Genomic DNA, 26,993 nt, shown 5'->3' with positions numbered 1-26,993 from the left:
GGCGGGGGCGGTGCGAGAGTCAAGGCCAGGTGCGCTCGATACGGTCCGCTCGGACGGCATAGGCGGCGGGGCCGCCCCTTTCGACCGCCCGGTGGATCGCCTCGCGGCAGATGTGGAGACGCTCGACCATCTCCAGGCTGCGGAGCTGTTGGTTGTCCAGATAGAAGAGTACGGCCGCGTGCTCGTGGACCGGCCGAATCTCGCGGTCGCGTGTCTTGATCCGCCCGTCTTTCGACAGAGGCACCCACCCCTGGGCGAGCCCGTGGAGGATCCACTCCTCGTCCGGTACGTCCTGGGCGTCGCCCACGAAGACCTCGCCGATCCTGTGCACGGTCCATCCACGGGCACGCAGTTCCTCGGCGACGCGCCGTCCGAGGTTGCGGTCGAGGAAGAACTCAGGCGGCAAGGCGCACCACAGCCTGGCGGACCGCGTCCACCTGCTCCGGCTCCATGTCGTACTCGTACGCGATGTCCTCGACGGACTCGCCGGCTTCCCACAGGTCGGTCAGCGCCTTCACCGGCACCCGGTTGGCCTCGATCACCGGCAGGCCGTGCCCGAACCGGGGGTCGATCACGACCGGCACGGAGGCCGGGTACTGCCGCAGCCGGAGACTGGACGGGAAATCGTCCCCCGCGTCCCAGGACAGGTAGCGCAGGTAGTCCGCGACGACCTCCCGGATCGGCGCCTGCCCGTCACGGGCCCTGCGCAGGTCGTCGGGGGCGTGCTCGATGAAGATGTCCACGCCGTCCGTGGCGATGCGCCGGGAGACAAGGCCATACGGCGTGTCGAAGGCCGCCCGCACCGCCCCGGCAGCCTCCCTGATCTCGCTCATCCTGAGCCCGAGGTCCCGCAGCGACCGCAGGACGTACGCCTCGGCCACCGCCACGAACGGCACCGAGGGCTGTCCTCGACGCACGGGCTCGACACTGTGGACGAGCGGCGCTCCGGCCGCCCTCCCCTGGAGCCAGCTGTGCAGGGTGGAGGAGGGAATCTGGAGGTAGGACGACGTCTCGGCGGGTGTGAGAAGCCCGTCCGTGAACCTGTCGATCATGGCTGCCCTCCTCCCGGCCGTCCTCGGATACTCGAATCCTTCCACACCGAGCCTGCCCGCGCGGCTCTGTGCGCACCCTCCCCCGGGCTGCTCGTCGGTGGTCGGCTGTCGGAGTACACCGGACGGCCACGGTCGAGGCGATCAACGGGTTGGGGGTCCGGGTTCGTGACTTCGGGCGGCACCGCCCGGCCCGATCTCGGCCCACGCCGTCTTGCCGCTCGGCGGGTACGGCTCCACGCCCCAACGGTCGGCCAGGGCGGCGACCAGGAGGAGCCCTCGGCCCGACGCGGTGTCGGAGGGGATGCCTCCGGCGCCTGGCGATGGGGTGGGAAGCCGTTCGCCGCGCGGGTCGGTGACCTCGATGCGGACACCGCCGGACGCCGCCGCGCAGGTGAGGGCGACCCGGAAGTCACGGCCCTGGACACGGCCGTGCAGGACGGCGTTGGCCGCGAGTTCGGCGGTGATCTGTACCGCCCGTTCGGCCACGCTGGGTGACACCTCCCAGGCCGTCAGCCGCTCGGCGACGAGCAGGCGGGCGAGGCGGGCACCGCGACGGGTCGAGGACAGCTGCTGGGCGAACGTCCGTACGGTGGAGTGCTGGTGGGGCGTGATCGCGTACATGAGGCCAGCGTGGCGGGGGCGCGGGAGCACGCGCCAGGAGCGAGACCCGTACGCTGCGTCAGCGTACGGGCACATGCGGTAGACGGTACGGGGGCGTACGCGTCACGCTGAGTGCTGTCGATCGCCGGGTCGGCGGTCGAGGTACAGGTGCGTCGGGAGGTGGCCGCGGGTGGCTGAGGACGTCGAGATCGTGACGGACGGGGCGGACGAGACGGACGAGCAGGGCCGGGAGCCCGATCCGTCGGACAGCCTGCGGACCTTCGGGGCCGTCGTCCAGGCCCTGCGGGAGCACTCGGGGCTCAGCAGGGCCGAGTTCGCGGAGATCGTCCGGTTCTCCAAGCACACGGTGGAATCGGTGGAGTTGGGGCGGCGGATGCCGGACGAGGCGTTCGTCGAGCGAGGGGAAGGGGCCCTGGGGAACACGGGGGCGCTGCGGAGGTCCGCCCCGTTCCTCACTCGCGCCGAGGCGGGTCTCGCGGTGTGGTTCCGGCGATGGGCACGCCTTGAGAAGGTGGCGGTCAGCCTGTACACGTACGAGTGTCGGCTCGTGCCGGGGCTGCTGCAGTCGGAGGCGTACGCGCGGGCGGTGTTCGAGGGCACCATCCCGTTGCTGACCGATCGAAAGCTGGACGTACAGCTCGCCGCGCGGCAGAAACGCCAGAGGATGTTGCGGGAGCGGCCGACTGTGCCGTTCAGTTTCATCGTGGAAGAGCACGTCTTCCGGCGCCGGTTCGGCGACACGGAGGAGATGCGGGAGCTTCTGGATCACGTGTTGGAGGCGAGCGCGCCGCGCAACGTGACGTTGCAGGTCATCCCCCTGGACGCGGGTTTGCACGCGTGCCTGGACGGGCCTGTGCGGCTTCTCGAGACCCCGGATGGGCGGCGGCTCGGGTACTCCGAGGGGCAGCAGAACGGGCGGCTGATCTCCGACCCGAAAGAGGTGAGTCTGCTCCACCAGCGCTATGACACACTGCGCTCACAGGCCCTCAACCCCAAGGAGTCGCGGGGCCTGTTGGAGCGTCTGCGAGGAGAGCTATGAGTACGACCGGACTCGCCTGGTTCAAGTCCAGCTACAGCGGCAGCCAGGGCGACGACTGCGTCGAGGTCGCCGTCACCCCGCGGGCCGTCCATATCCGGGACTCCAAGGACGTGGAGCGCCGGCCGTTCGCGGTCGGCCGTGAGGGCTGGACGCGGTTCGTGCGGTACGCGGCGGAGGACTGAGCGGCACGCCCGCCCGGTGTCACGCGGGAGCCGCCCGTCGCCGTACGCGGCGGGCGGCTCTTCGGCTCAGAACAGTCCCAGGCCCTCGCCGCCGGGGTCCACGACGACCGGCCGGGGCTGGGCGGGGAGGCCGTCCAGGCGGTCGGGGCCGGACGCGGCGGCCACGGCGGGGGCCGTCTCGGCGAGCCAGCCACGGAACCGCTCGGCGGCCTCACGGTAGGGGACCCGCGCCAGGACACGGTGCTCGCCGGCGGGGCAGAAATCGACCGTGACCGTGAACAGGCAGGACCGGGGCGCATTCTGACTACCCGCCCAGGACACGCGCAGGGTGCCGCAGGGCTCGCGCCCGCGCGGGGCCCGGTGGGTCGGGCGCAGCGGCCGGCAGGCTATGAAAGCGGTCCACGCGGCGAGGTGCGGCAGCGGCAGGGTGGTACGCGCGCGGCAGCCGGTGCAGCGGTGCCAGTGGCGAAGCCAGTCGTCGGCGTCGGTGTGGAAGAGGCGGGTGTAGCGGTTCGCGACGCGGACGTCGTTGGCGTACAGATGATCGGGGCGTTCCCGCGTGTTGCAGGACTGGCAGACGGGGGCGCGGACGTAGCCGTGCTCGTGGCAGTGGTCGAGCACTGCGGCGGGCGCGCCGCCGCAGACGGCGCACACCCACTCGGCCACCTTCCTGGCGATGCCAGGCTTCCTGCTGAGCACCGAGTACAACTGGCCTTCGAATTCCTTACCGTACGGGCGCGGTGAGGCGGCGGGGCCCTCAGGGCTCGTCGCGCGCCGCCCGTCTGCGTCCCCGGCCCGCCGAGGGCGGGAGGGCGGCTCGGCCACGGCCGTACCCGTCTCACGGGTCCGCGCGGCTCGCAGCCACCGCGTCTCGGCGTGCTCGGCCGCGTCGAGCAGCCTCACCACCCCGCGCGGCAGCCACACGTCCGCCGGGTCCCGTCGGGAGCGTGCTCCACGAGTAGCCGTCGCCAGTCGATCCCCGCCAGATGACACGGCCGGCCGTCCTCGTGCCGTGTCCCGCGCCCGGAGCCGCCCGGCTCCCCCAGTTCCCCCGCGACGCGCCACCGCCAGCGCAACGGCGTCTCCTCGTCGCGCTCCGGCTCCGGCGCTCCGCGGAACGGGCCGACGCGGACCAGGTCCCGCCGATCCATGACCACCGCGTTCAGTTCCGCGGCCGCCCGGCGCACCTCGCGCTCCGCGACGCCCCACCGACCGCCGCCCACCCTGACCGTCGCGACCACGCGGCTCCCGAGCAGGACGTACCCCGTCCGGGCACGGGCGGGCGAGCGGGTGAACGCCCCGGAAGCCGTCGGCACGGCACCGCCGGCCGTCAGCCCGACCCACAGCGCGTCGGCGGCGTCCAGGGTGATCAGGCTGTCCGTACGGCCGGGCACGACACGCTCCGTCATACCGACAGGCTAACGGCGCCAACACGCCGACGGGTCCGAGCGCCCCGGCCGGGACACCTGGTCGCGGTCAGCGGGGTTCGCATCGGAACCTGAGCGCCTGTCCCGGCGGCCGTGGTCACGGGGCGCGTTCACCGCCGGGACCACGGTCCGTCAGGTCAGCGGGTCGGCCCGACCAGCTTCTCGGCCTCGTCGCGGAGGCCCTTGATCGCCGTCAGGGCCGCTTCACGCTCGGCTTTGATGTCCGAGCCCCGCTTCGTGAGACCGCTGAGCGACCGTTCCACCTCGGTGATCCACTCGCTCAGGTACCGCTCACCGGCATCGGTGAGAGCGGTCCGCTGTTCGCGCGCTTTCTCGTCGAAGTGATCCTTGATCTGCTTCCGCCGTTTGTTGAGCGCCATCCACTTGCTCTGGTCCTGCGCGACGCTCGTCAGGTCCATCAACGGCCCCGTGACTGCCAGCACCCACTGCACCTTGCGGGCCGTACCGGCTACCTTGCCGGCCGCCTTGGTCTTGCCCCACGGTTTGAACTTCTCCGCGCCGTTGGTGACTTTCCCTCCGGCGTCGAGAATCTTCCGGCCCACCCGGTTCTTGCTGAGCTTTTCCACGACGGCGGAGGCCGCGCTTCCCGGCCCGATACCGCCGTCCGCGATCTTCCCGATCCACTCGCCCGCCTTCTCGGTACCCACCTTCGCGGCCTTCTTCGCCGCTTCCTTGACCCCCTGTGTCAACGGTGGCGTGCCATCCGGGGACCCGTCGAACGTCGTCTCGCGTGCTTCGAGGTCGTTCCCCCAGGATTCAGGCTCGGGCACACCGGTTCCGTACTCGGCGACCAGCGCGTCGAACGCCGTCCTCACCGACGAAGAGAAGCTCGCGTCGAACTCATTGCTCGCACGCTCCAGTTGCTCCTGGACGGCACGAGTGACGCGGTCGGGGACGACCCCGTCCTTCTCCGAGACGCCGGCAGCGGCCCGGTCTCCGGCCGTCGTGATTCTGGAAGCGACGACTTCACTACCTCTCAACAGGGCGCTCAGCGCACGCTCCTTCGTCCGGTAGATCGACTCCTCGACCTTCTTCGCGCTCTCCGCGGCATCGAGTTCCTCGCCGTCCAGCACCCACTGCCGCTCGGCGTCCGCCAGCACTCGAAGGAGTTCGAAGGCCTGAGCCTCGGGCCGGACACCGCTGACACCTGGCGCGGTCATTCTCCGCAACTCGGCCGCCAGAGCGTCGATACCGCTCTCCGCGACAAGCCACTGTCGCTGATCGGGCGGGAGAGTGGGGTCATGGAGCGCGTCGATGTAGTCGCGTGCGTCGGTGGGGACGATCGGGACGCGGTCGGCGAAAGGCCCGAGGCGCCCGCGGATCTCGTCGAGGACGACATCGCGATCGCTGTTCTCGGCGTTCATCTTGTTGACGACGACCACACTCCGGTCAGCGAACCCGTCAGCGTCGAGAGCCCGCAGAATCGTCCTGGTCTCTGCTTCGCCCGGCAGTTCGCTCGTTGTCACGATCATCAGCGCGTCCGCACCACGAACGCCGCCCCGCGCCGCATCGGCGTGCCCGTCGACACCCGACAGCGTCCCGGGCAGGTCGACCAGCGTCGCTCCGTTCCACTCGTACGACGTCGCCTCGTGCGTCTTGGGCGCCGCGTCGACGAGATCGACGATGTCGGCCGACGGGAGCCGGAGCAGTGCCGCGACGAGCGTGGACTTCCCCGCGCTGTACGGGCCCAGCAGTGCGATCCGCAGCGGGCTCGTGTCCGCACGAGGCAGGCTCGTGGTCAGGGCGCGAGTGCGAGGGTGAGCGCCCAGGACCTCTTCGGCACGTGCGGCCAGCGCGAGTACGAGAGCGCTTCGGCGCCCGTCGATCGTGGGCGCGTCGACCGGACCACCGTCAGCCATCTGTGTTCCCTTCGGTTCCTTCGAGGGTGCCGAGCCATCCGAGATCCGCGCGGATCTCGATCCGTTCGGTGAGGACGTCCACGAACTGGTCCCGCAGACACGACCGCACGCCCGCGACGCGGGACGCGTCGGCCCAGACACGAAGTTCGACTCCCGGTGTCCGACGTGCCCGACGGATCGCCGCCGGGTCCCCTCCCGCGAGAGCCAGGAGCCGGCGCGCCAGGACGAGGTCGATCGCGTCGAGGGCGGACCGCACGGCCGTCCGCAGCCCGCAGAGTCGCTCGAACCGCTCCCGCGTGACCCTGATGTCTGCGGACCGCGCCTCGAACCGGGCATCGATCTGAGCCGTCGCGTCATCGGTGATACGAGCCGACCATGCCACAAGTCCGTCGAACAGGTCATCGAGGCAGGCCTCAGCCTCGGTCGTGGTCGTGCTGGTCCACCCGTCCTTCGCCCGCCGCGCGCGGGCAACCTCACCGCTCACCGCTTTCGCCGCTCCGGCCAGGCCCTCCACCGCGTAGACCAACGTCGCCGCGGGAGGAGGGACCGCGAGCTTCTTAGGGATCCCCTTGGCGGCGACGGAGCTCAGAAGGGCCGTCGCCGCCCCCTTGACGGCCGCCGCGCCCAGGCTCGCGGCCTGCTCCTTCAGATCAGGACGCGGTCGTACACGCGGCTGCGCGTCGTCCTGATGGTCCGTGGCGCTCGCCCGCACGCGCAGAAGCATCCCCCGTTTCCGCGCCTCCTGCTCGAACGTGTCCCCGAGACCGGAGAGAAGACCCTCCAGGTCCAAACCGGTGACGAAGTCGCTCCACCGCTGCGCGTCAGCCACGCCGCCCAGGTCCCGAACCACCTCCGACACCCGCTCCTTGGCGCGGTGGCGCTCGGCTTCGAGTAGGTCACGCGTGTCCCGGCCCGCTGTCCGGAAGGCTTCCAGCGACTCTGCCCGGTCACGCGGCGTCGAGCATGCGAGTTCGGCAAGCGCGAGATCGATCCCGGGGAGTTCCTCGATCAGCCGGTCGTGGAACGCCGCGAGCGGCGCCCGCACGTCCTCGGCCAGGCGAACCGCACGAAGCGGAATCGCACGCTCGGCCAGGAGCCGGGTGAGGGACTGCTCCAGCTCGGGCAACCTGCTCGCCCGAAGGGCCCTGTCCCCCAGCTCGCGGTCCGCTGTGGACAACGCTTCGTGCGCGGCACCGGAGTGGACCGGGAGGACGACGGGCGACGTGACGCCGACCGCTGCGGAGACCTGCTCGATCCGAACCGTGTGACCCGTCGCCGACGCGAACTCTCTCTCCGGATCCTTGGCGAAGCGTTCAAGACGGTGCGGTTCGTCGACCTTTCCCTTCACATTGACGACAGCGAGCAGAGGTTTGCCCGTGAGGAGGAGTCGCTGGAGCTCGGCGGACTCCTCCTCACGTAGCGTGTCGGCGTAGTTCCATATCACCGCGTCGGCGCTGTCGCACGCGGCCCGAGCACGCGTGGCGTCGAGGTCGTCGTCCTTCGCGGCGACGCCGGGCGTGTCAAGGTACGTCACAGAGCCGACGTGGAACGCGGAGGTCTCCCGCGTGGTGCGGTGCGCCCCTCGCCCGATCCCGGTCCGGTCCGCCTCACGGGTCAGCGCTTTGCGCAGCGTGGTCTTCCCGGACTTGGTCCTTCCGGCGATGGCCACGCGCAGCCTGCCTCTCGCCGTGGGCATGACCCGTACGGCATCGCGCAGTTCGCGTTCGAGCGCTCCGATGCGGCGGATGACCCCGACGAGGTCCTCGCTCTCGATCGCGTGCGCGGAGTACGGCGCTCGCGAAGGACGGGCCTCGGCCTCCTCCCGGAGAGCGGTCTGGATGTCGCGGTAGGCCGACCGGCTCGTGTCCACCGCCCCGGACGCGAGTTCGCCGACCAGGGCCCCGAGGGCCTCGCGGAGATTCGGTTCGGTTCGCCACAGGTCCATGGCCGCCGCCACGCGGTCGAACGACTCGACGTTCTTCGTGTACCAGGACTCGAACGCCCGCAGTTCGTTGACGTCGGTCCGGGAGGCGACCGCCAGCAGCCCCGCCGTGAGCCGTGCGGCCGAGCTCGCGGCGGGCGCGGCCGGAGACACGGCCGTGTTCACGGGCGCCGTCGCGAGCCCGTGCTCGATCACCGCCCGCACGCTGTCGTCCGCGAGCATGTCCACCGTACTTCCGGACACGGCACCGGTGTCACGGGCCTCGATCGCCCAGAGCAGGGCGGCGCGCCGCTCCGATCTGAACCCGAACCGCGCGTCCGGTGCGAGCCAGCGCCACCACTGCGGCCGCTCGGACAGGACCGCCTCGTACGACTCCTCCGCTGCGACGAAGTCCCGCGCCTTCTCCAGCAGCGGCACCAGATCCCCGTTCCGTAGATCCCGGGCCGCCGCGGCACTGTGCCTGAGCACGAGCTCGCGCGCCTCCGCCGCCTTCCGGCCTCCTCGTCGACGGCTCAGGTCGGCCAGCGCGGGTTCGATGTCGATCTCACGGATCGAGCGCCAGATCTCCTCCGGCCATTCCCGGTCCGCACGACGGCACGGCTCCAGGACTTCGGGCAGCAGCCGTTCCGCGGCCGCCACCGCCGCGGCGTCCGCCCGAAGCGCTTCCACCGGCACGCCCTCCAGCGCCTGGAGATGAGTCCGCAACCCTTCCAGCCGCTTCAGTTCCCGGAGAGATCTGCCCCCGTCCGGCGCCGGAGCCCGGCCCCCAGCCATTGTCAGGCGGGCCAGCTCGTGCTCCTCGACGCACGCCGCCACCGCGTCGGACACCCACGGAAGCGTGCTCCCGGACGGCGGCAGGCCGGCACACCCGCGCGCCTGGGCGACCGCGTCCACCTCCTTGGCGAATCGCTGGAGTGCGGCCGGTCCGACCATGGCATCCACCCCCAACGGCTCGAGCAGCAGCGCCAGCATCTCGGCTCTGAGGCTCGTCCTGTCGTTCACCGCCCCGCCAGTCATCACTACTCCTCGTGAGGGCGGTGGTACCTGAACTCGGGCAGTGGATGTGGGCTCGGAGGAATCAGGGCCCGCGACTGCTGGAACGTCTCCGCTCGTACGATCCGATGACGGGGTGGTACGCAGGTGCGCGGCGTGAACACCCACATGACCTGGGTCAGGGTGGCCCCGAGCACCCGCTCCTTGTCCCGCAACCAGGGGTACCTGCCTTGCAGTTCGGTGTAGTTGTCGTTGGTGACGACGATTCCGTCCGTGTCCTGCGCGATCGCCGTGACCAGCGCGTCGCCCTTGCCCTCGGTTCCGGCCGGGGGCTGGATGAGGTTCCCTGTGGCGAGCGCCGAGTCCACCGCGGCGCGTTCCTCCTCCGCGACCTTGTGCCGGAAGGTGGCGTCGACGACCACGTGGAGCACGGCATCGGGATACCGCGATGCCAGGGCGTCGCGCGCGGACAGCAGTTGGGCGTAGGACGGCCGGTCGTCCCTGCCGTATACACCGGGTCGTCGGGGCGACCTGCCGATCCACGCCAGGTTGGAGCCGTCGACCACGAGCGCCTTGGAAGCCGAGCCCGCGGATCGCCTCCGCGTCTGCGTCGGCAGGAGCGTGGTGACCGTGTTGCCCGCGAGCAGATCATCGAGTTCCTTGCGCACGGCCGGCGTCGGACCACCGGAGCTGAAGCTCTTGATCTCCTCGTTCAGCACTTCCTCGCCGGTGCGCTCAAGGGTCGCCTTGACGTGCAGGAGCCCGTTGGTGTCGTACGTGTACTCCAGCAGGAAGCGGGAGTCCTCGCGGGCCCGGGGATTCTGGTAGGTGAGGCGGAGGTCCGTCAGCTGCACGTTGTCAGCGTGGTCGAGGGGACGGTCGGGGTCTCCTTCCCAGATCTCCACGGCAAGGCTGCGTGCGTTGTCCCGGCGAGGCGTGTAGCTCTTGCGCTCCTTCCACGGCAGGGGTGAGTTGCGCGGGATGATCTGGCTGAACGCCCGCTGTCCGGTGTCGTCCGTGACGACCGTGCCCAGGGCGTGACTCGTCGCCACCTGGATCACGCCATCAGCCTCCCCCGACAGCACGGCTGCCGCGATGGAGGCGCCGCGGGCGACCGCAGTCATGGGATCGCACAGATCGACCTCGACGGGCTGCTGCTGCATGACCTCGGCGACCGCGGCCCGCACACTCGGGATCTGGCTCGTGCCACCGATCATCAGCACCGCGTCCACGTCCAGAGGAGCCATGTGGAGGTCGGTGAGACACTGCTGAACCGGCGCGAGAGCGCGGTCCACGAGGTCGGTGATTGCGTCCTCCAACTCCCCCTGCCACACCTCGACGGTGTCGCCGTCCGGAGTCCTGATGGTGACGGACTCCTCGGAGGACAGGCGGATCTTGCTGCGCTCCACGTCCAGCCCGAACTGCCGCTCCTGCGCGGGCGTCCACGCCGATCGCGCCGGAGCCCGTTCGAGGACGAGGTCACGCAGGCGACGATCGATCTCCAGGCCCCCCAGCTCGGTCACGCCCCGTGAAGCGAGCTCCTCGAAGAACCCGTCCTGGTAGTCGAGCACGGTGACGTCGATGGTGCCGCCACCCCAGTCGAAGACCAGGATGGTTCGAGCCTCTCGCAGCTCGTGCACGTACGAGATCGCTGCCGCCGTCGGCTCGTTGAGCAGCGCCAGGACCTCGATGCCGGCGAACCGCGCGGCGGCGCGCGTGCGGTAGCGGGCGGCGCCCGTGGCGTTGGCGGGCACGGTGATCACGGCCTGGTCGATGGCGGTGAGGTTGTGCTCCGCTCCCTTGCGCATGGCCTGGAAGACACCGGCCGCCACCGTCGTGGCCGCGAACCTGCGGCCGTGGATCGTGACGTACTCGTCGCTCTTGAGCAGTCGTTTGCAGGCCTCGGCCGCCTCTTCGGAGCGGAGCTTGGCCTCCCAGCCGAACAACGCTCCCCGGCGCAGTGAGCTCATGCCCACCACCGACGGGAAGAGGTACTCGAAGCCGGGGTGACGCCAGTCGGCGTCGATGTGGTGGGCGTCCAGTGACAGCACGTCGACGTCATCGCCCAGCCATTGGGCCACCACGGAGTTGGTGGTACCGAAATCGATCCCGGTCGCGGTCACACGCCCTCCCCGTTCGCGGCGTCGTCGCCCCCGGCTGAGTAGCCTGCTCCGTCCGGGCCGGGCAGGCGGCGCAGCTGCCCGGCGAGCACCAGTTTCCCGGTGGCCTGGTCCACATAGGCCGGGCGCAGCACCTCGAACGCCTCACCGTCGCCTTCCACCACCACGAAGAGCTCGTGCTCGCCGTCAGGCGCGTCCACGCACCGCACTCCCTGGTCCAGCAGGGCGGCACGGATGCCCCTCCGCAGCGAGTTGGCGTTCTGCTTGGGCGCGCCGGCGAGCAGATCGACCTCGACCATCCGGGCCACGTACTCCTCCCGGGAGCGGAACGCCTCCAGAACAGCCTGGCGCAGGGCAGCCGCCACAGCGGTCTGCGTCGGCCTCTCCTCTTCCGGGACAGCGGCCAGGAGCTCGGTCGCCCGCTCGGTGAAACGTGCGAGCAGCATGTGGGGGCTGAGCAGTTCCTCGGGGCGGTAGGTGCGCGGGGAGTCCGCGGAATGTTGCTGGGAAGCCCGGGGAGAAGCGACAGGGGCGTCCGCCTCCGCTCGCCGCTTCTCTTTACGATGCTTGAGGCCGTTGTTTCCCTTGGGAGGAACCCGCTTGGGGCTCACCAGGGTCTTCCGCTGGCTGCGGGGCACCTTCTTCACGGTGTGTGCGTCCTTGCGTTGCGATCGGGGCGCCGGGGCGCGTTGAGTAGGTGGGGCAGCAGATCCGCCACCGCCCGCTGCCGCACGAGCCCCAGGCCTTCGGGAGAGTGAGATGCCGTTCGCCTGGTCAGGGGGGTCAGGGGCGGGACCAACGTGACCGGCACCTCGTCCGGAAGCTCGAACACGTCCAGGTCGAGCGGCAGCACGAAGAAGCCAGACCAGTCCTCGTCACGCTCGGCGTCCCTGATGCGTTTCATCGCGCTGTTGAGCTGCGCGCTCATGTCCACATCACGCACATGCTCCCGGCGGAGGTCCCGGTACCGGGTCGTCCAGCTCGGTGCGCCGTGCGGCAGCCCGAGGTCGAGATAGGGGTTGGAGGCCGCCGGTCTGTCGTTGCGCTGAACCGCTTGACGCCGGCGGAGCATACGAAGGTTGGACTCGGCCCGCTCGTGCGCGTCGCGGATGCCCTCCAGGACCAGGGCCGCCGCATCGAGTTCCTCTTGGAGCAGCAGCGTGTACGCGTGGAAGTTGAGGGCCTCGGCCCGGCAGGCCGGGTCGGCGGCCTCGTACGTCACCAGCTTGTCGATCTGAGCGGAGGCACGTGCGAGGTCGTTCATGCACAGCAGGTCGTAGGCCTGACGCAGGGCCATGAGTGCGTGCAGCGGCGAGCGCGACGGGTTGACGGCCGCCTTGGGCTCCCACAGAGCGAAAATGAGCCGCCACAACCCCTGGTCCTCCCATATGTCCCGGTCCCAGTTGCCGACCGCGACCCCGTCCAGGAGCCGGCGCAGTCGGAGCACCAGGTCACGTGGCAGCTCCCGTTCCAGCTCCTTCACGACCGAGGCGTCGCCGTCGGCGACCCGCTCCAGGAGGTCGTAGACGTCACCGGCCGAGGGCAGCGGCTCACCCCCGGCGAGGAAGGCGTTCCGCCGCTCCCGGGCCGTCCATTCCAGCGCGGTCGCCTGCTCGGCGGTCACCTGGTCGGGGACCAGCCGGGCCTTGAGGTACGCGTGATCCGTCTCCTCGGCCCGGTACTGCCAGGGCTGGTGCTCGGGGCCGACCACTCCGGCGTCGATCAGGTCGTCGAGGACGCTCAGCGGTATCCAGGGGAGCACCCGCGGCAGCATCCGGGACGGGAAGGCGGCCGTACTCTCCGCCGCGAACGCGGCGAGGAGAGCGAACGCCCCGGAGGGGTCCTCGCTCCCGGGGACAGTGAGCCTGTCATCGCCAGCCGTCAGCGCGGTGAGCCGTTGCTCCCCGACTTCGGACAGCCAGAGGAAGCCGCCCGCGTGAACCTCCGTGAGCGTCGCGGCGACCGCGGCCGGGTCGGCCCGTTCAAGGACGGCCCGGACAGCGGGCAGCAGCCGGTCGTCCGGCTCGTCGCGCAGCGCGTCGGCGAGTGCGTCGTGCGCGGCTTCGTGGGCGAGGTCGGCGAGTTGCCGGAGCATGGTGTGGGCTCGCGTCACCGCCTGGGCTCCGAGCACCCCCACCTTCCGCCATCTGCGTACGGTGAACCCGTCGATCCCCGAGTCCGCGCTCTGGGCATCTCTGCGCTCCCTGAGCGCCCTCAGCCGCTCCCGCTCCCGTGCGACCGCCGCGGTCCGCGACCTGGGCACCGACTGCCCTGCGCCGCCGGCCGGCGGCGGACTCGTCACTCTCCGGTTCCTTCGTGGCGGGGGCCATGGCCCGGGGGCGGGGTGAGGGTGGAGGTGTAGTTCTCGCCGTCCACGAGGGGCGTGGTCAGGCTGACGCCGGCCGCCGCCATACGGTCGTACTCGGCGAGGATGAGGTCCTTGGTGCGGTAGGTGCCGTACTTGGCCTCGTCCTTCCGCTTGACGATGGGGAAGGTGTCGAGGATGTAGTCGACGTCGTCCCGGTTGATCCCGTAGAGGTGGAAGAAGAGGGCGTCGAGCTCGGCTCGGATGACGGTGCGGCGGTCTTCGTTCCAGATGAAGGGGGCGCCGATGTCGCCGAGGTCGCGGGCGAAAGGAGTCAGGTCGTCGGCGGTGCAGGTGAGCTCAGCCACTCGCTGCCTGATGAACGCCGCGTGCTCAACCAGATCCCCTGGAGCAAGGACGGGGAACTGGTTACAGATGAAGAAGTTCAGGTGGACACCGCCGACCTTGAGTCGAGCCGCGTAGTCCAGAACATACGAACTGAGGCAGGCGAGAAGTTCCGCCACTCGACTCGTCAGCCCCTCACTGACGATGGACACGGGAAGGCTATTGGCAGCGGCCGAATCAGGGATAACGCTCACAATGACAGTGCGCTCGTTAGTGGAGCTCGTCACGTCTCTCCACCCCAGATGCCACTTCTGGCGCCATCCCCTGTTGTCTAGCTTGTCTCGAACCTCAGGCTCGGCAACCCAGTTGTTGGGAATGACGGAGCGCATGCGATCCTTCCACGCTTCCTCGTTCAAGTACTCCGGCTGGTTCTGGCGCTGGGCAGCCGTTTCGCTTCTCACGACGTCTGCCGCGCGATGGTTGTAGAAGTCAACCATCTTGGCTTCGTACAGGGGCAGCATCCTGGCTTCCCTCTTGGCGAAGACGTTGCCGCTGAGGTGCCACTCCTCAGACTCCAGGTCCTCGCGGGTGTGGAAGAGGTGCGAGTCGTGGGACATGTCGAACATCCTCAGGAACGACACGCCCCACGGGTTACCCTTCGGGTCGTCTCCCTTGATCAGGATCGGGACACGGCGGTAGATACCCAAGGTGATCTCGGCGTCGCGGCGGGAGCGGAACACCGGGCACGTGCCCGTGTTCGGGTTGAGAAGGGTGATCTCCTCCGGTGTGAGCGTGAACGCCTTGTCCGCCTCGTCCAACTCCGCCGGGTCGTGGAGGAAGAAGGCGAACCGAGCGGCAGGCTCGCGCAGTGCCCGGCCCGTCAGGGACAGGATGCTGAACTTCATACGGGAGTCCACGTCCGGGAACAGGCCGGCCCTGTTCTCGAAGTCGTACAGCGCCGCAATCGAGCCCTTCTGCACCAGGTTCTTGAAGAAGTACTGCGTCCGCGCGTCCGTCGCGATGCCCGTCGGCACGATGACGCCGACGCGGCCCCGCTCCCCCATCAGTATCCGGTCCGTCTCCGCGAACACCGCGTACAGGTTCAGGTTGCCCTGGCCCGTCAGCGGCACCCGCTTCGACCGGCGCAGGAAGTGGCTCTCCGCGTAGACGGCCCGCTTCGCCGCCGCGTACTCGCCGTACAGCTCCAGCGTGTCCGGGTCGTCCTGGAGCTTGGTGATCTGCTTCTTGCGGGCGCTCGCGTTCGAGATGGCGGCGATCTCCGGGGCGCGCTGCGCGAAGAACTCCTGTTCCTTCAGCTCCACGCTGTCCCACGGCGGATTCCCGAGCACGCAGTCGAAGCCGCCCGCCCAGCCCGTCGCCTCGTCCACCGTCCCCGTGACAACCCCGTCCGGAACGGAGAACACCTCCGGGAACTCCAGGTGCCAGTGGAAGAAGTGGTACTGCTCCCGCAGGCGCACGATCTCGTCGTGGGTGGCCTTCGAGGCGCTGGACGCGTCCGGGTCCTCCAGGGAGCGGAAGACACCGTGGGTGACCGCCCTGGGAGCCTCCGGGGTCTTCAGCCACATGAAGGCCGCGCACCAGGCGTCGGCGAGGTGGAGGGCGTTGAGGTAGTCGGAGGACTTCTCCCACTGTTCGTAGGCCGCTGCCTGGCCCCGGACCTCACGCAGGTTGCCTGAGGGGGCATGGGTGATCCGGCGCATGCCGGCCGCGAGGGTCGTGTTCGCGACCTTCACGCCCTCGTCCTCCATGTCAAAGAGGGTGAACTGGCCCTTCCGCTCCTCGGCGTTCATCTTCTCCAGCGACTTGGCCTGCTTCTTGTCGTCGCCCTCCGTCGCGATGAACGCCTCGTCCGGAATCCCGCCACGCAGCAGCTTCGGCGTCGCTCCGATCAGCGCGTTGCCGTGCTTCACGTGGGCGTCCAGGAAGCCCAGCGGCTTGCCCGGTTCCAGGGCCTCCAGCCACAGCGACACCTTGGCCAATTCGACGGCCATCGGGTTGAGGTCGACGCCGTAGACACATCGCGCCACGACCTCGTGCAGCGCGTGGCGGACGGCCTCAAGCGTGGGCTCCGGGTTACGTTCCCGTACCGCCGCCACCCGCTTCGCGATCCGCCGCGACGCCGCCACCAGGAAGTGGCCCGAGCCGCAGGCCGGGTCGCAGACCGTGAGGGAAAGGAGTTCGCGGACGATCGCGTCCGACGGGTCCGGGTCACCCGCCGCGCTCGCCGTCTGCTCGCCGCGCTTGACCGCGTCGTCCAGGACCGGGTCCAGGGCGGAGTCCAACAGGCACTCGATGAGCGAGGACGGGGTGTAGTACGAGCCCGTCGTCTTCCTCGTGTTGCCGGCCAGCTCCACCAGTTCGAAGTTGCGGTCGGCCGCGCTGTGCTGCGGGACCAGTTCGAGCAGGGACTCGTAGATCGAGCCCAGTTCCTCGGCGTCCAGGTGGCGGTAGTCGACCGTGCGCCACCGCCGCGAGCCCGCGTCCCGGACCTGGGAGAGGTGGCGTACGGCCGTGAGGAGGTACTCGTTCGAGAGGGACAGGCCCTTCAGTGGGGCGTCCGTCTCCGTCTCGTCGAAGATGCCGCCGAGGCCCGGCAGGCCCAGTTCCGGGCGGCCGTTCTCGTCGCCGAGGGCGTCCAGGACGATCCGGAGGGCCTGGTAGAGGTCGCCGTGGGCGGTGCCCCGGCGGCGACGGGCGTGGGCGCGCAGGCGAGCCGAGGAGAAGTACGACGCATAACGCTCCCGCGCCTGCTCCGTCGCCTCCTTGCCGTGCAGGACATCGCGGTCTTCCGCCACGAAGACGAACAGCAGGCGATAAACGAGCCGCAGCAGCGCGCCGTGGAGGGCCTTGACGTCCGTGTCCTCGCGCAGGGCCGTGTTCGCCGGATGGCGCAGGAAGCCCGTGCCCAGGGTGGTGATGGCCTCCTGGACGCCCTTGCGGAGCTGGTCCAGGGCCCGCGTGCCCGACGCGATCGCCTCCGTACGCCACTTCTCCAGCCAGCAGGCGGACGGCGCCGCGCCCTCCGCCACCGCGAAGCGGGAGACGTGCAACAGGCGGTACAGGAGCACGAAGTCGCTGAAGAGTTCGCCGTCGAAGATGGCTTCGAGGTCGAACTCGACGTACGAAGCGGTGGCGAGCGCGCTGGAGTCGCGCAGGATCCGGAGCCGGCGGCCGTTGGTGAGGACGCCCCACAGGTGGGCCTCGGTGCGGTTCAGGCACTCCTGGACGAGGGACTGGGGCGGGACCGTGCCCGCGCCGCCGGTGCGCTTGTCCAGGTCGGCGTTCCAGGCCGTCATGTGGAGGAGGGCATGGTTCCAGCGGTGGCTGATGGGGAAGACGCGGTCGGGGTCGCTGTCCGCCGGGATGCCGGTGGCACCGATCGGGGTCAGGCGGCCGAAGCCCAGCTCGGCGAAGAGCGGTTCCAGCCACTGGGAGACGGCCAGGCCGGTCGGGTCGGCAGGGGTCTCGGCGTCCGGGGCGACCGGCAGTTTCTCGCGCAGTTCGCGCCAGACGGACTTCAGGTAGTCCCAGTGGCGTTCGGCCTCGTCGCGTACGGAGCGGGCGCCGATGACCTGGTAGTCGGCGGGAGCGGAGCCCTTGACGTCCTTGCCGTCGGCGATGCGGAGCAGCATGTCAGCGGGGAGCAGGCCGCCGACGGTGTGGACGGCGGAGAAGACCTGGTTGCGGGTGGTGGCGGACATCAGACGGCGGCCTCTCCGGACGCGGCGGGCAGGTAGACGTAGACGCCGAGGACGTCGGCCGGCTTCTGGGCGGTGACCCGCAGGCCCCGGACGATCTCGTCGGAGGCGCGGCGGACGCGCCGGTGGGACTCGTGGAGTTCGGTGGCGAGGGTGCCGCCGAACTGCTCGAGGTGGTCGGTGACGGCGGGGAGCTGGCCGAGGACGCGGGTCACCATGGCCTCGCCGTGGTCGGGGTCGACGCTGTCGGCGGCCTGGGCAGTGAGGAGGGCATGGGCCTGGTCCTCGGGCAGCCACACGGCGTTCTTCGGGGAGCCCTGGAAGGCGAGGAGGCGGGCGTCCTCGGCGACGAGCTGCTTCTCCCCCTGCCGGGAGGGCAGCGTGAGGTGGAAGCGGTAGCGGACGAGGAGCAGGGTCGTGCGGGTGTCGACGGCGCGGGTGGCGACGACACCACAGCGGCGGGCCGGGCGGCGGCCGTCGGCCTGGCTGTCGAGGGCGGAGTTCAGGACGTGGGCGGCGATGGCACCGACGACGGGGTCGGTGCGGACGAGGGCGGCCTCGCCCCGGGCCACGGCCGAGGTCGTACGGAACGGGATGGGGCGGGCGCCTTCGACGGCGGTGGCTCCGACGACGGGGGCGAGGGCGTCGCGCAGGCCGGCGGAGGTGCCGCTGACCTCGGCGGTGAAGTCGCCGGAGCCGTCGCCCGCCTCCACCAGGTGGGCTTCCAGGGCCGCGAGGGAGGTCCGTACGAAGTCGTTCACCTCGTCGGCGCGGCCGAGGGTGTCGCGGATGGCGAGGACCTCGCGGGCGACCTCCTCCGGGTGGATGGAGCGCTGGGCGAACCGGGAGCGGGAGCGGGTCTCGCGTTCGGCGGCGGACTTCCAGTCGGCCTCCAGGTCGGCGAAGCTCTGCTGGAAGGAGTCTGCCTCGAAGAGGGTGCCCTGCTCGCCCTCCCGGCCGCGCAGCAGCAGCCACTCCACGATGGCGTCGGTGACGCCGGAGGAGGTCTCGTCGGGGACGGAGACGGAGATGCCGAGGTCCTTCTTGATCTGGCGGTGCTTCTTGATGAGGACGTCGAGGACCTTGCCGTCGATGCCGTTGTCGCTGCCGTACAGGGTGATGACCCGGACCTCGTCGCGCTGCTGCCCGTAGCGGTCGACGCGGCCCTCGCGCTGGTCGTGGCGGGTGGGGTTCCAGGCGAGGTCGTAGTGGACGACGGCGTCGAAGTGGTGCTGGAGGTTGACGCCCTCGGAGAGGCAGTCGGTGGCGACGAGGACGCGGCGGGCGGCGGGGTCCTGCCCGGCCTCCTCCGCCAGCTCCTCGATCCGCTCGATGCGCTGCTGGGGCGAGAGGGTGCCGGTGACGGCGCGGAAGACGGTCTTCTTGCCGAGCTTGCCGCCCAGGTGCTCGGCGACGTACTCGGCGGTGGGGATGTAGCGGCAGAAGACGATCGGGTGGTAGCCGTCGGCGAGCAGCGCCTTGAGGTGCTTGACCAGGGCCTTCAGCTTGAGGTCGCCTTCCGGGCCCTCCAGGGCGGCGGCCCGGTCGGCGAGTTCGGCGAGGCGGGCGCCCGCGTCGTCGGTCTCGGCGCCGGGGGCCACGTCCATGCCCTCCAGGCTGTCGCTGTCGGCCGCGTCACGGGTGAGGGGCGCGCCGAAGCGGTCGGCTTCCTCGGCGCTGGCGGCGGCCGCGGCGGCGGAGCGCGTACGGAGGGTCTGGGCGGCGGCGCGCGGGGAGGAGACGAGGGAGCGGAGCAGGGCGATCGCGGACCACCAGGCGATACGGGCCTCGCGCTTGCCCTGGCTGCCGGCGGCCTCGACGCGCTCGCTCGCATAGGCGATGGCGTCGTCGAGGAGGGCGCGGTAGGCCGGTGAAAGCTTGTAGGTCTCGTCCTTGAAGAAGCGGTCGGACGGGAACGCGGTCCGCTCGGCCAGGCTGTCGTCGCCGAGGCCGTCCTCGGTCGTCAGGTACTGGCGTACGTCGGCGCGCTTGCGCTGGACGAAGTGCTGGGCGAGGAGTCGTCGGCCCCGGTCGGAGTCCAGGTCCGTGCCTGCCAGTTCGGGCCTGACCAGGCCGAGAAGGTTGCGGAAGGCGGACTCCTTGCCGCTGTGCGGGGTGGCGGTCACGAGGAGCAGGTGACGCTCGGCGTCCTCGGCTACGCGGCGCAGCAGCTCGTAGCGGAGCTGGTTCTGCGTGGAGGTGGTGTCGTCGGCGACGACGCAGGTGTGAGCCTCGTCGACGATCACCAGGTCGGGGCAGTGCTTGACGAAGTCGTCGCGGTGGCGGGTGGACTTGATGAAGTCGGTGGAGACGATGACGTGGGGGTACTTGTCGAAGAGCGACTGCCCCAGGTCCAGGCCGCGCTCCAGGCGGGAGACGGTGGAGGCGAGGACGAGTTCGGCATCGAGGCCGAACTTGGTGCGCAGCTCCTCCTGCCACTGCTCGGCGAGGGCCGGTGAGCAAAGGACGGCAAGGCCGCGTGCCTCGCCCTGGGCGAGGAGTTCGCTCGCGATGAGGCCGGCCTCGACGGTCTTGCCGATACCGACGTCGTCGGAGATGAGGAGCCGTACGGTGCTCTGCCGCAGCGCCATGAGGAGCGGGACGAGCTGGTAGGCGCGGGGTTCGACGGCGATGCCGGCGAGGGAACGGAAGGGGCCGGCTCCGGAGCGGAAGCCGATGCGGAGGGCGGAGCGCAGCAGCCCGGCGGCGCGGTGGTCGCCGAGGTCGGCGGCGGACGGCGGGGCGAACTCGGCGCCTCTGACGTCCTCGAAGGCGGGGAAGACGGCGGCGATGTCGTCGTCGGAACCGCCGAGCGGGCGCAGGACGAGCATGTCGGGGGCGCTCTCGGGGAGCACGACCCATTCGCGGCCTCGGGCGGTGACCAGGGAACCGGCGGAGTAGGTGAGCGTCATCGGGTGAGTCCTCGGGGTCCTCGGGTGGTCGGTCGGTTCCGTGGTCAGGAGGCGGCGGGGCCGCCGAAGTAGCGGGCGTGGCGGGCGACGACGGCGTCCCAGTCGGCGGGGTCGGCTGGGAAGCGGACGACGCCCCAGCCGGCGTCGTAGAGGCGCTCCTCGGCGTCCTCGTCCCGGGTGGCGTCCTCCTCCCTGTCCGGCCCGTCGACGAAGACGGCGAGGTTGACTCCGGGCAGGTGGTAGACGAAGTCGGGGAGGGCGGTGCCGACGAGGGTCTGGCCCTCGTCGGGCAGGCGCAGGCCATGGTCCCTGAGCCAGTTGACGAGGGTCTGCTCCAGGGGAGTGTGCGCCATGTCGTCGGCGTCGTCGGCCGGCGTGTCGGCGAGCTTCGGGGCCGTTCGCCCCAGCTCCTCGACGAGCCGCCGGTGCTGCTCCGTCGGGGACTCGCCCCGCCCTTCGGGCTCGGACACGGCGGAGGCGAGGCGGCGCAGCAGGTGGACGACGGTGTGGCGGTCGATGGCCGCGTGGTCGAGCTGGTTGCCGTAGGTGAGCAGGCAGTCGTAGCAGCCGCGGGCGCAGTGCTGCTTGGCCTGGTCCACTCCGTGCTCGTCGAAGTGGCAGATCTCCAGGGCGCGGAGGGCGGCGACGGCGAGCGCTCCGGGCTCGGCCTGGAGGCGGCGCAGGACTCCGGCGCCGCCCTCCGCGGCCTCGGTGAGCAGGAAGCGGTTGCGGGGACCGTCGTCGGGCGGGAGCAGTTCGCTGGTGAGCTCGGAGTCCTCCAGCTCGAACGCCGCCTCGACGCCCCGCTCCAGGGCGTACATGAGAGTGAGGGCGATGGGTTCGGGCAGCGGCTCGTCGAGGGTGACGACGAGGATGTTGCGGCGGTCCTCGACGAAGGGGACGACTCGCTTCCTGCGGCGCTTCTCGTTGCCGTCCGGGTCGATGACCGGCATCTCGCTGGAGTCGCCGGACGCCTCGGCGGCATCGCGTTCGTTCATCCAGTGGCCGCTTGCGGGGTCGAGCCAGTAGCCGTCCTGCTCGTTCTCCTTGGCGCGCAGCCGTCCCTTGTTGGTGATGCGGACGGTGGCCGAGTCGCCGTACGAGATCGTGGCGAGACTGCCCGCCGGGTCCGAGACGTGGGCGTCCTGGCGGCCCTTGCGGATGCCGTGGTCCTGGAAGCGGTACGAGATCTCCAGCCGGAATCCGGCCCTGCGGCGCTCCTCCTCGTCGGAGGAGATCCGCTCCCGGCGCTGGGTGTAGACGGTGTGCAGGTGCAGCAGGTTGTAGGCGGCGGCGCCGAGCGGCTCCTTGCACATGTCGCAGACGTCGGCGCGCTGCTCGGGATCGTGGTGGTAGCCGCAGTGCTTGCAGCGGGTGGCCGCGGTGGTGGCGATGTCACCGGAGGAGTCCGGGGGCAGCTGGACGCGGGTCACCTGGTAGCGAGCGCCCTCGTGGTAGATCAGCGCGCCGGGGCCGAACTCGCGGATGGCGAGGAAACGGGGGCGCTGGAGGTAGTCGCCGTCGCCGTGGCGACGGCCGGTGGTCGGGATGTAGGCGGCCAGCGGCAGGCGGGGGAAGGAGTAGCCGGGCAGGAAGCCCTCGGAGGCGAGGTAGCGGTAGGGGTTGAAGTCGGAGAGGACGGACCGGCTGTCCGGGGTCTCGTTCTTCAGGAGGTTGAGCTGGGTCTCGGCCTCCTTGCGGCGGGCGACGGCGCGCCGCCGGTCGCCTTCCGTGAGGGTGTGGTCGAGGACCCGCTTGTTCTGGACGTACTGGTCGACGAGGGCGGCCCGGAAGAGGTCTCGCCAGCGGTCGAAGGCGCGGTCGAAGCGGTCGGGGGCGGTGCGGACACGGTCCTCGATCCAGCGCTCGTCCCACCAGACGGTCCTGGCGAAGTCGGCAAGCAACGGGCCGAGGACCCGGTGGGCCGCCGCCACCGTGCGGGCCTGCGCGTCGGCGTCGCGGGAGGCCGCGTACAGGTCGTCGTGGAGGTGGAGCGCCGGGTTCGGGCGGCCCAGGCTCTCGTCGTACGCGATGTCGATGATCTGCGGAATGGCCCGGCCGAGCTTCAGCCCGGCCTCGGCGAGCCAGATGCCCTGGAGGTGGGAGAGGACGAGGTCTTCGTTGGCGAGGTCGAGGCGCGGCGGGGCGACGGCACCCGCCACCATGCGCTCGGAGCGACGGAAGTAGTACTGGTCGTGGCTGTTGCCGGTGGCGCAGTACGTGGTGACGAGGGCGGGCTGGCCGCTCCGGCCGGCGCGTCCGCTGCGCTGTGCGTAGTTGGCCGGGGTGGGCGGCACGTTGCGCATCATGACCGCGTTGAGGGACGAGATGTCGACGCCCAGCTCCATGGTCGGGGAGCAGTAGAGAAGCTTCAGTTCGGCCTTGCTGAAGGCTTCTTCGCGGCGCTCACGCTCGGCGGGGTCGACCTGGGCGGTGTGCTCACGGGCGAACAGGCCGGACAGTTCGGCGGCGGCGTTGCGGTAGAGGTCACGGAAGAAGGTGTTGACGCGCGGCCCGTCGCCGCTGGCGTAGGTGCGGGTGAGGGGGTCGTGGGCGCCGGACTCGCCGGGGCCGGCCCGCCAGATGAGGGAGGCGGCGGAGATCCGGTAGCCGGTGGCGGCGGGACCGGTCGGCGCGCGGAAGCGGCCGGCGCGCTGGGGGGCGGCACTGACCTCGGTGACCAGGCCGGCCTTCGCGAGCACCTTCAGCAGGTCCACGATGACCTTCTGGAGGTCGGTGTTGTCCAGCTTCACGCCGTCGCGCACGTCGAAGACCGTGGGTGCGGTGCGGCGCAGGTACTTGCCGAACTTGCCGCGGGCCGAGAGGAAGTGCCCGGACCGGTCCATGCCGGGGCTGGAGGGCTGCGGGTAGGCGGTCTTGACCCTGGGCGCGTCGGACCTGCCGAGGACCCACGGGTCGATGAGGCGTTCCTCGCTGGCACGCTGGAGGGCGTCGAAGTCGTCGCGGAAGTACTGGACGTCGATGGCGAGTTCGCGGCGCATGTCGTCCAGGAGCGTCCGCGTGATCTCGGCGCGCAGGGCGGGGTCGGCGCCGCGGAGCGCCGCATGCGTGTCCTGCCAGCGCTCGTCACGCTCGGCGACCCACTGGAGGTCCGCGTAGTCGATCGTCAGCAGACCTGTCCGCTCCAGGTTCGGCATGGTGATGCGCCAGCCGCTCTCCAGGTCGAGGTAGAGACGGAAGGCGATGACGTCACGCAGGGTCTTGGCCGCGTTGCGGGCGAGGGCGGGCGGCAGGTCCGACTGGCCGGTGTACTCGACGGGGTCCAGGGCGAGGGCGTTCGCCACGCGGGTGGCCAGCTCCTCGTGGTGGATGCCTTCTTCCCCGGCGTCCAGGGCGGCCCGGTAGAGCGCGCCGCGCAGCTGGGTGATCTGGACGAAGTCGTTGAAGTGGCCGGCCTGGAGGGAGGCGTCCTGGCGGTTGTCGACGAAGGTGAGGAGCTTGCGCGCCTCCTTGTCGAGGGCTTCCTCGGGCACGGCCTTGAGGGAGCGGACGACGGCCGCCGACACCAGGGAGGTGGCGGAGGACCGGCCTTCCTGGTCGAGGGTCGCGAGCTTCGCGAAGTCCTTGCCACGCGGCTGCTCGTAGGACACCGAGCACTGGATGCAGAAGCGGAACGGGGCCGGGATGAAGGCGGCGTCCAGGTCGCCCCGTCCCTCGTACCCATAGGGGTCGACGGTCACGGCGCGGGGCGCGCGCTCGCGGTACGACTTCCTGACGACTTCCTGACCACGGTCGTCGAGCTCCAGCCACGACTCCGGCAGCTTGCGCTCGGCGACGGCCTCGTCGAGCGAGCGGGGCCACGGGCGGCCGACGTAGAGGTAGCCGTCGCCGGCCCTGCCGCCCGTGGCGGAGGTGTCGCGGCGGGACTCGTAGCGGACCTCTCCGTCCCTCTCGGTGCGCCACACCGTCAGGTACTCCTGGCCGCACTCCCGGCAGAAGGCGAGCGGGATGAGGAGCTTGCCGTCGGTGCCGGGCTGCACCTGCTGGTAGTCACGGGTGAGGTGGCGGCTTTCCGGGTCCTCCAGGGTGACGTAGACGGTGTCGCCCTTGGAGAGGAACTGGTGGAGGCGGAAGGCGAAGAGGGGGCGTTCCGTGACGGGGTGACGGGCCTGCGAGCCGGCCTCCAGGGTGGCGCGCAGAGCCGCGGCGCAGTCCTCGACGGACACGCCGCTCTCCCGGGCGAGGTCCTCGGCCGCGTCCTCGATCTTGGCGGGCTTCTGGCGGACGAGGCGGTCGGTGAGGGTGTCGGTGGCCAGGCCGAAGCGGGTCTCGATCCAGCGGGCGAGCGGGTCGCGGACCAGGTCCGCGTACGCACGGGGCGCGTCGGTGGTGCGCAGCCGCTCGGCAGGGACGGTGTCGGGGGCCGGGTCGGTGGCGCGGACCAGGGTCTCGCCGATGACGTGCTCGGTGCGGATCCTCGTGCCGAAGAGCTTGGAGGCGACGCCCGCGACCACGCTCTTCTGCTCGTCGATCGTGCCCTCGGTGGACATGGTGGCGGAGGTTCCGACGCACTGGAGACGGTCGGCCTGGCACGCCTCGCGGACACGGCGGATGAGCAGGGCGACGTCGGCGCCCTGGCGGCCTCGGTAGGTGTGGAGTTCGTCGAAGACGAGGAATTCGAGGCCCTTGGCCATCCGGACGAGGCTGTCGCGGTCGTCGGGGCGGGTGAGCATCAGCTCCAGCATCACGTAGTTGGTGAGCAGGATGTCCGGCGGGTTGTCACGGATCTCCCTGCGGGCGGCGTCGTCCTCCTGGCCGGTGTAGCGGGCGAAGGTGACGGGCTCGCGTCCTGCGCCGTAGCCGTCCCTCAGGTACTTCTCCAGCTCCTTGAGCTGGCTGTTGGCCAGGGCGTTCATGGGGTAGACGATGATCGCGCGGACTCTCTTGGCCGTCCCTCTCGGCTCCGTCTCCCGGTCCCTGAGGACCTTGTCGACGATGGGCACGATGTAGGAGAGGGACTTGCCCGAGCCGGTGCCGGTGGTGAGGACGTAGGACGCCCCGGACCGGGCGGCGTCGACGGCTTCGCGCTGGTGCTGGTGGAGGGTGAGCGGGCGGCCGTCGCAGACGGTGCCGCCCCTGGCCTTCTTCGCCTGGAAGATCCGCGCGCACTCGGGGTGGAGGACGCCCTGCGAAGCGAGCTCGGCAACGGTGCCGGCGGAGTCGAAGAAGGGGTTGAGGGAGATCCACGGGTTGGGCCACTGGGACTTGGCGTCGAGGTCGCGCCGGACGAAGTCGGCGACGCGTTCGTCACGGATGATCGTGCCGCCCTGGGTGAAGGCGCGGTACTCGTCGATCAGGTCCCTGTGGACGCCGAAGACGTCCATACCGGACGTGTGTGGGCGGGTCTGGGCGGGCGGCTGGTCGTCCGGAGCCTGCCGCGCCGTGGGCGTGGAGAGCGCGGACCGGTCCTGGAGGAGGCGGCCCACCGGGTCGAACTCGCGCCAGGCGGGCAGCGGTTCGGCGGGCGCGACGAACGGCAGCAGGGCGTCCCGTACGGCGGCGGCGCTCTCGGGGCGGTCCGCCGGGTCCTTGGCGAGGAGGCGGTCGACGAGGCGGGCGAGCGCCTCGGGGATGTCGTGCCGGACCAGCCGGACCGGGTTCGGTGCCTGACGGACGTGCTTCTCGCCGAGTTCGTACGCGGAGGTGCCGACGAACGGCGGTACGCCGAGGAGCATCTCGTACAGGACGCAGCCGAGGGCGTAGAGGTCCGCCGCCGGGGTTACGGCTCCGCCCTGGAACTGTTCGGGTGCCATGTAGCGGGCGGTGCCGACGGTGACGCCCGTGCTGGTGAGCTTGGTGCCGTCCGGGTCGTCGACGATCCGGCCCATGCCGAAGTCGAGGACCTTCACGAGGCCACCGCGGGTGAGCATGACGTTGCGGGGCTTGAGGTCGCGGTGCACGACGCCCTCGACGTGTGCGGCCTTGAGCCCCTCCGCCATCTGCGCGGCGATGGCGGCGGCCCAGGAGATCGGCAGCTGCGGCTCGTCGGCGACCAGGTCTGCGAGGGGGTGGCCGTCGAGGAACTCCATCGCGAGGTAGGGCAGGCCGCCGTTCGTCTCGTCCACACCCCCGGCGATCGTGCGCGGGAGGTTGGGGTGCCGGCCGAAGGTCTGCATGATCCGCACCTCGCGGGCGAACCGTTCCACGGTCTTGGTGTCGCCGTGCGTGTCGATCCGCAGGCCGGACCGGCGCCGGAGGATCAGCTTGACCGCCACGACGCGGTCGGCGTCGCCCGGGGCGGCATCAAGATCCTCGGCTCTGTGGACCTCACCCATGTTGCCCGAGTCCACAGCCCCCAGAAGCCGGAACCGCCCTGCGATCATCTCCGTCGCCACAGCCCATTCCCTTGCATCTTCGCGTGGCCCTGCGAGCACACGACTCCCCACGGGAGAATGCCGCGGAATGCGACACGGACAGACTCCCAGCCCCACAGGC

The 26,993-nt window shown here is 70.7% G+C and carries 15 protein-coding genes; 2 read left to right on the top strand and 13 right to left on the bottom strand.

Going from position 1 to position 26,993, the window contains the following annotated elements; all coding sequences use genetic code 11:
- Positions 1 to 19 precede the first annotated feature (19 nt).
- From IF45_RS0124330 to IF45_RS0124320, 3 genes are all read right to left on the bottom strand, one after another.
- Positions 20 to 406: a PIN-like domain-containing protein gene (locus IF45_RS0124330; RefSeq protein WP_030309566.1), complete on the bottom strand. Its 387-nt coding sequence runs from the start codon at positions 404 to 406 to the stop codon at positions 20 to 22.
- The gene (locus IF45_RS0124325) at positions 396 to 1,052 is read right to left on the bottom strand and encodes a DUF433 domain-containing protein (protein WP_030026458.1); all 657 of its coding nucleotides are present in this window, start codon (positions 1,050 to 1,052) and stop codon (positions 396 to 398) included. The genes IF45_RS0124330 and IF45_RS0124325 overlap by 11 nt, the downstream gene beginning before the upstream one ends.
- 141 nt (positions 1,053 to 1,193) lie before the next feature.
- Positions 1,194 to 1,673, bottom strand: coding sequence for an ATP-binding protein (locus IF45_RS0124320; protein WP_037638478.1), 480 nt, complete (start codon positions 1,671 to 1,673; stop codon positions 1,194 to 1,196).
- A gap of 169 nt (positions 1,674 to 1,842) precedes the next feature.
- On the opposite strand from IF45_RS0124320, the gene IF45_RS0124315 reads away from it, so the two are divergent.
- Complete coding sequence (locus IF45_RS0124315; RefSeq protein WP_107048051.1) at positions 1,843 to 2,712, top strand: helix-turn-helix domain-containing protein; 870 nt, start codon at positions 1,843 to 1,845, stop codon at positions 2,710 to 2,712.
- Positions 2,709 to 2,894: a DUF397 domain-containing protein gene (locus tag IF45_RS0124310; protein WP_030309559.1), complete on the top strand. Its 186-nt coding sequence runs from the start codon at positions 2,709 to 2,711 to the stop codon at positions 2,892 to 2,894. Before IF45_RS0124315 ends, IF45_RS0124310 begins: the two co-directional genes overlap by 4 nt.
- Positions 2,895 to 2,960: 66 nt before the next feature.
- Here IF45_RS0124310 and IF45_RS34060 read toward each other — a convergent pair whose 3' ends face one another.
- The 10 genes from IF45_RS34060 to IF45_RS0124265 form a co-directional block, all read right to left on the bottom strand.
- Complete coding sequence (locus tag IF45_RS34060) at positions 2,961 to 3,593, bottom strand: endonuclease domain-containing protein (RefSeq protein ID WP_242534253.1); 633 nt, start codon at positions 3,591 to 3,593, stop codon at positions 2,961 to 2,963.
- A gap of 200 nt (positions 3,594 to 3,793) precedes the next feature.
- Positions 3,794 to 4,303 (bottom strand): hypothetical protein, encoded by a 510-nt coding sequence (locus IF45_RS34055; RefSeq protein ID WP_242534254.1) that lies wholly within the window; start codon positions 4,301 to 4,303, stop codon positions 3,794 to 3,796.
- Positions 4,304 to 4,458: 155 nt separating this feature from the next.
- A complete protein-coding gene (locus tag IF45_RS0124300; RefSeq protein ID WP_030309557.1) occupies positions 4,459 to 6,201 on the bottom strand; it encodes a GTPase in 1,743 nt (580 codons plus the stop codon).
- Positions 6,194 to 9,160, bottom strand: a complete 2,967-nt coding sequence (locus tag IF45_RS0124295) for a GTPase (RefSeq protein WP_030309555.1) — start codon at positions 9,158 to 9,160, stop codon at positions 6,194 to 6,196. Before IF45_RS0124295 ends, IF45_RS0124300 begins: the two co-directional genes overlap by 8 nt.
- 2 nt (positions 9,161 to 9,162) lie before the next feature.
- Entirely contained in the window at positions 9,163 to 11,259 is a 2,097-nt protein-coding gene (locus IF45_RS0124290) for an Hsp70 family protein (protein WP_037638474.1), read from the bottom strand.
- Positions 11,256 to 11,903: a hypothetical protein gene (locus IF45_RS0124285; protein ID WP_129805411.1), complete on the bottom strand. Its 648-nt coding sequence runs from the start codon at positions 11,901 to 11,903 to the stop codon at positions 11,256 to 11,258. Before IF45_RS0124285 ends, IF45_RS0124290 begins: the two co-directional genes overlap by 4 nt.
- Entirely contained in the window at positions 11,900 to 13,369 is a 1,470-nt protein-coding gene (locus IF45_RS0124280) for a hypothetical protein (RefSeq protein WP_129805412.1), read from the bottom strand. The genes IF45_RS0124285 and IF45_RS0124280 overlap by 4 nt, the downstream gene beginning before the upstream one ends.
- Before the next feature lie 185 nt (positions 13,370 to 13,554).
- A complete protein-coding gene (locus tag IF45_RS0124275; protein WP_030309547.1) occupies positions 13,555 to 17,628 on the bottom strand; it encodes an Eco57I restriction-modification methylase domain-containing protein in 4,074 nt (1,357 codons plus the stop codon).
- Positions 17,628 to 20,537 (bottom strand): DEAD/DEAH box helicase, encoded by a 2,910-nt coding sequence (locus IF45_RS0124270; RefSeq protein WP_030309544.1) that lies wholly within the window; start codon positions 20,535 to 20,537, stop codon positions 17,628 to 17,630. The genes IF45_RS0124275 and IF45_RS0124270 overlap by 1 nt, the downstream gene beginning before the upstream one ends.
- A 44-nt stretch (positions 20,538 to 20,581) precedes the next feature.
- Positions 20,582 to 26,833 (bottom strand): protein kinase domain-containing protein, encoded by a 6,252-nt coding sequence (locus tag IF45_RS0124265; RefSeq protein WP_078842924.1) that lies wholly within the window; start codon positions 26,831 to 26,833, stop codon positions 20,582 to 20,584.
- Positions 26,834 to 26,993: the final 160 nt, after the last annotated feature.

The sequence above is a fragment of the Streptomyces albidoflavus genome, from assembly GCF_000719955.1.
Lineage (GTDB): Bacteria > Actinomycetota > Actinomycetes > Streptomycetales > Streptomycetaceae > Streptomyces > Streptomyces albidoflavus.
Note: the sequence above shows the minus strand (reverse complement) of the source record. Positions and strands in the feature narration are given on the sequence as shown.

Coding starts and splice junctions, on each gene's coding strand:
- IF45_RS0124310 (WP_030309559.1), top strand. CDS start 2,709: ATGAGTACGACCGGACTCGCCTGGTTCAAGTCCAGCTACAGCGGCAGC.
- IF45_RS0124320 (WP_037638478.1), bottom strand. CDS start 1,673: ATGTACGCGATCACGCCCCACCAGCACTCCACCGTACGGACGTTCGCC.
- IF45_RS0124325 (WP_030026458.1), bottom strand. CDS start 1,052: ATGATCGACAGGTTCACGGACGGGCTTCTCACACCCGCCGAGACGTCG.
- IF45_RS0124270 (WP_030309544.1), bottom strand. CDS start 20,537: ATGACGCTCACCTACTCCGCCGGTTCCCTGGTCACCGCCCGAGGCCGC.
- IF45_RS0124295 (WP_030309555.1), bottom strand. CDS start 9,160: ATGACTGGCGGGGCGGTGAACGACAGGACGAGCCTCAGAGCCGAGATG.
- IF45_RS34055 (WP_242534254.1), bottom strand. CDS start 4,303: ATGACGGAGCGTGTCGTGCCCGGCCGTACGGACAGCCTGATCACCCTG.
- IF45_RS0124300 (WP_030309557.1), bottom strand. CDS start 6,201: ATGGCTGACGGTGGTCCGGTCGACGCGCCCACGATCGACGGGCGCCGA.
- IF45_RS0124275 (WP_030309547.1), bottom strand. CDS start 17,628: ATGTCCGCCACCACCCGCAACCAGGTCTTCTCCGCCGTCCACACCGTC.
- IF45_RS0124265 (WP_078842924.1), bottom strand. CDS start 26,833: ATGGGTGAGGTCCACAGAGCCGAGGATCTTGATGCCGCCCCGGGCGAC.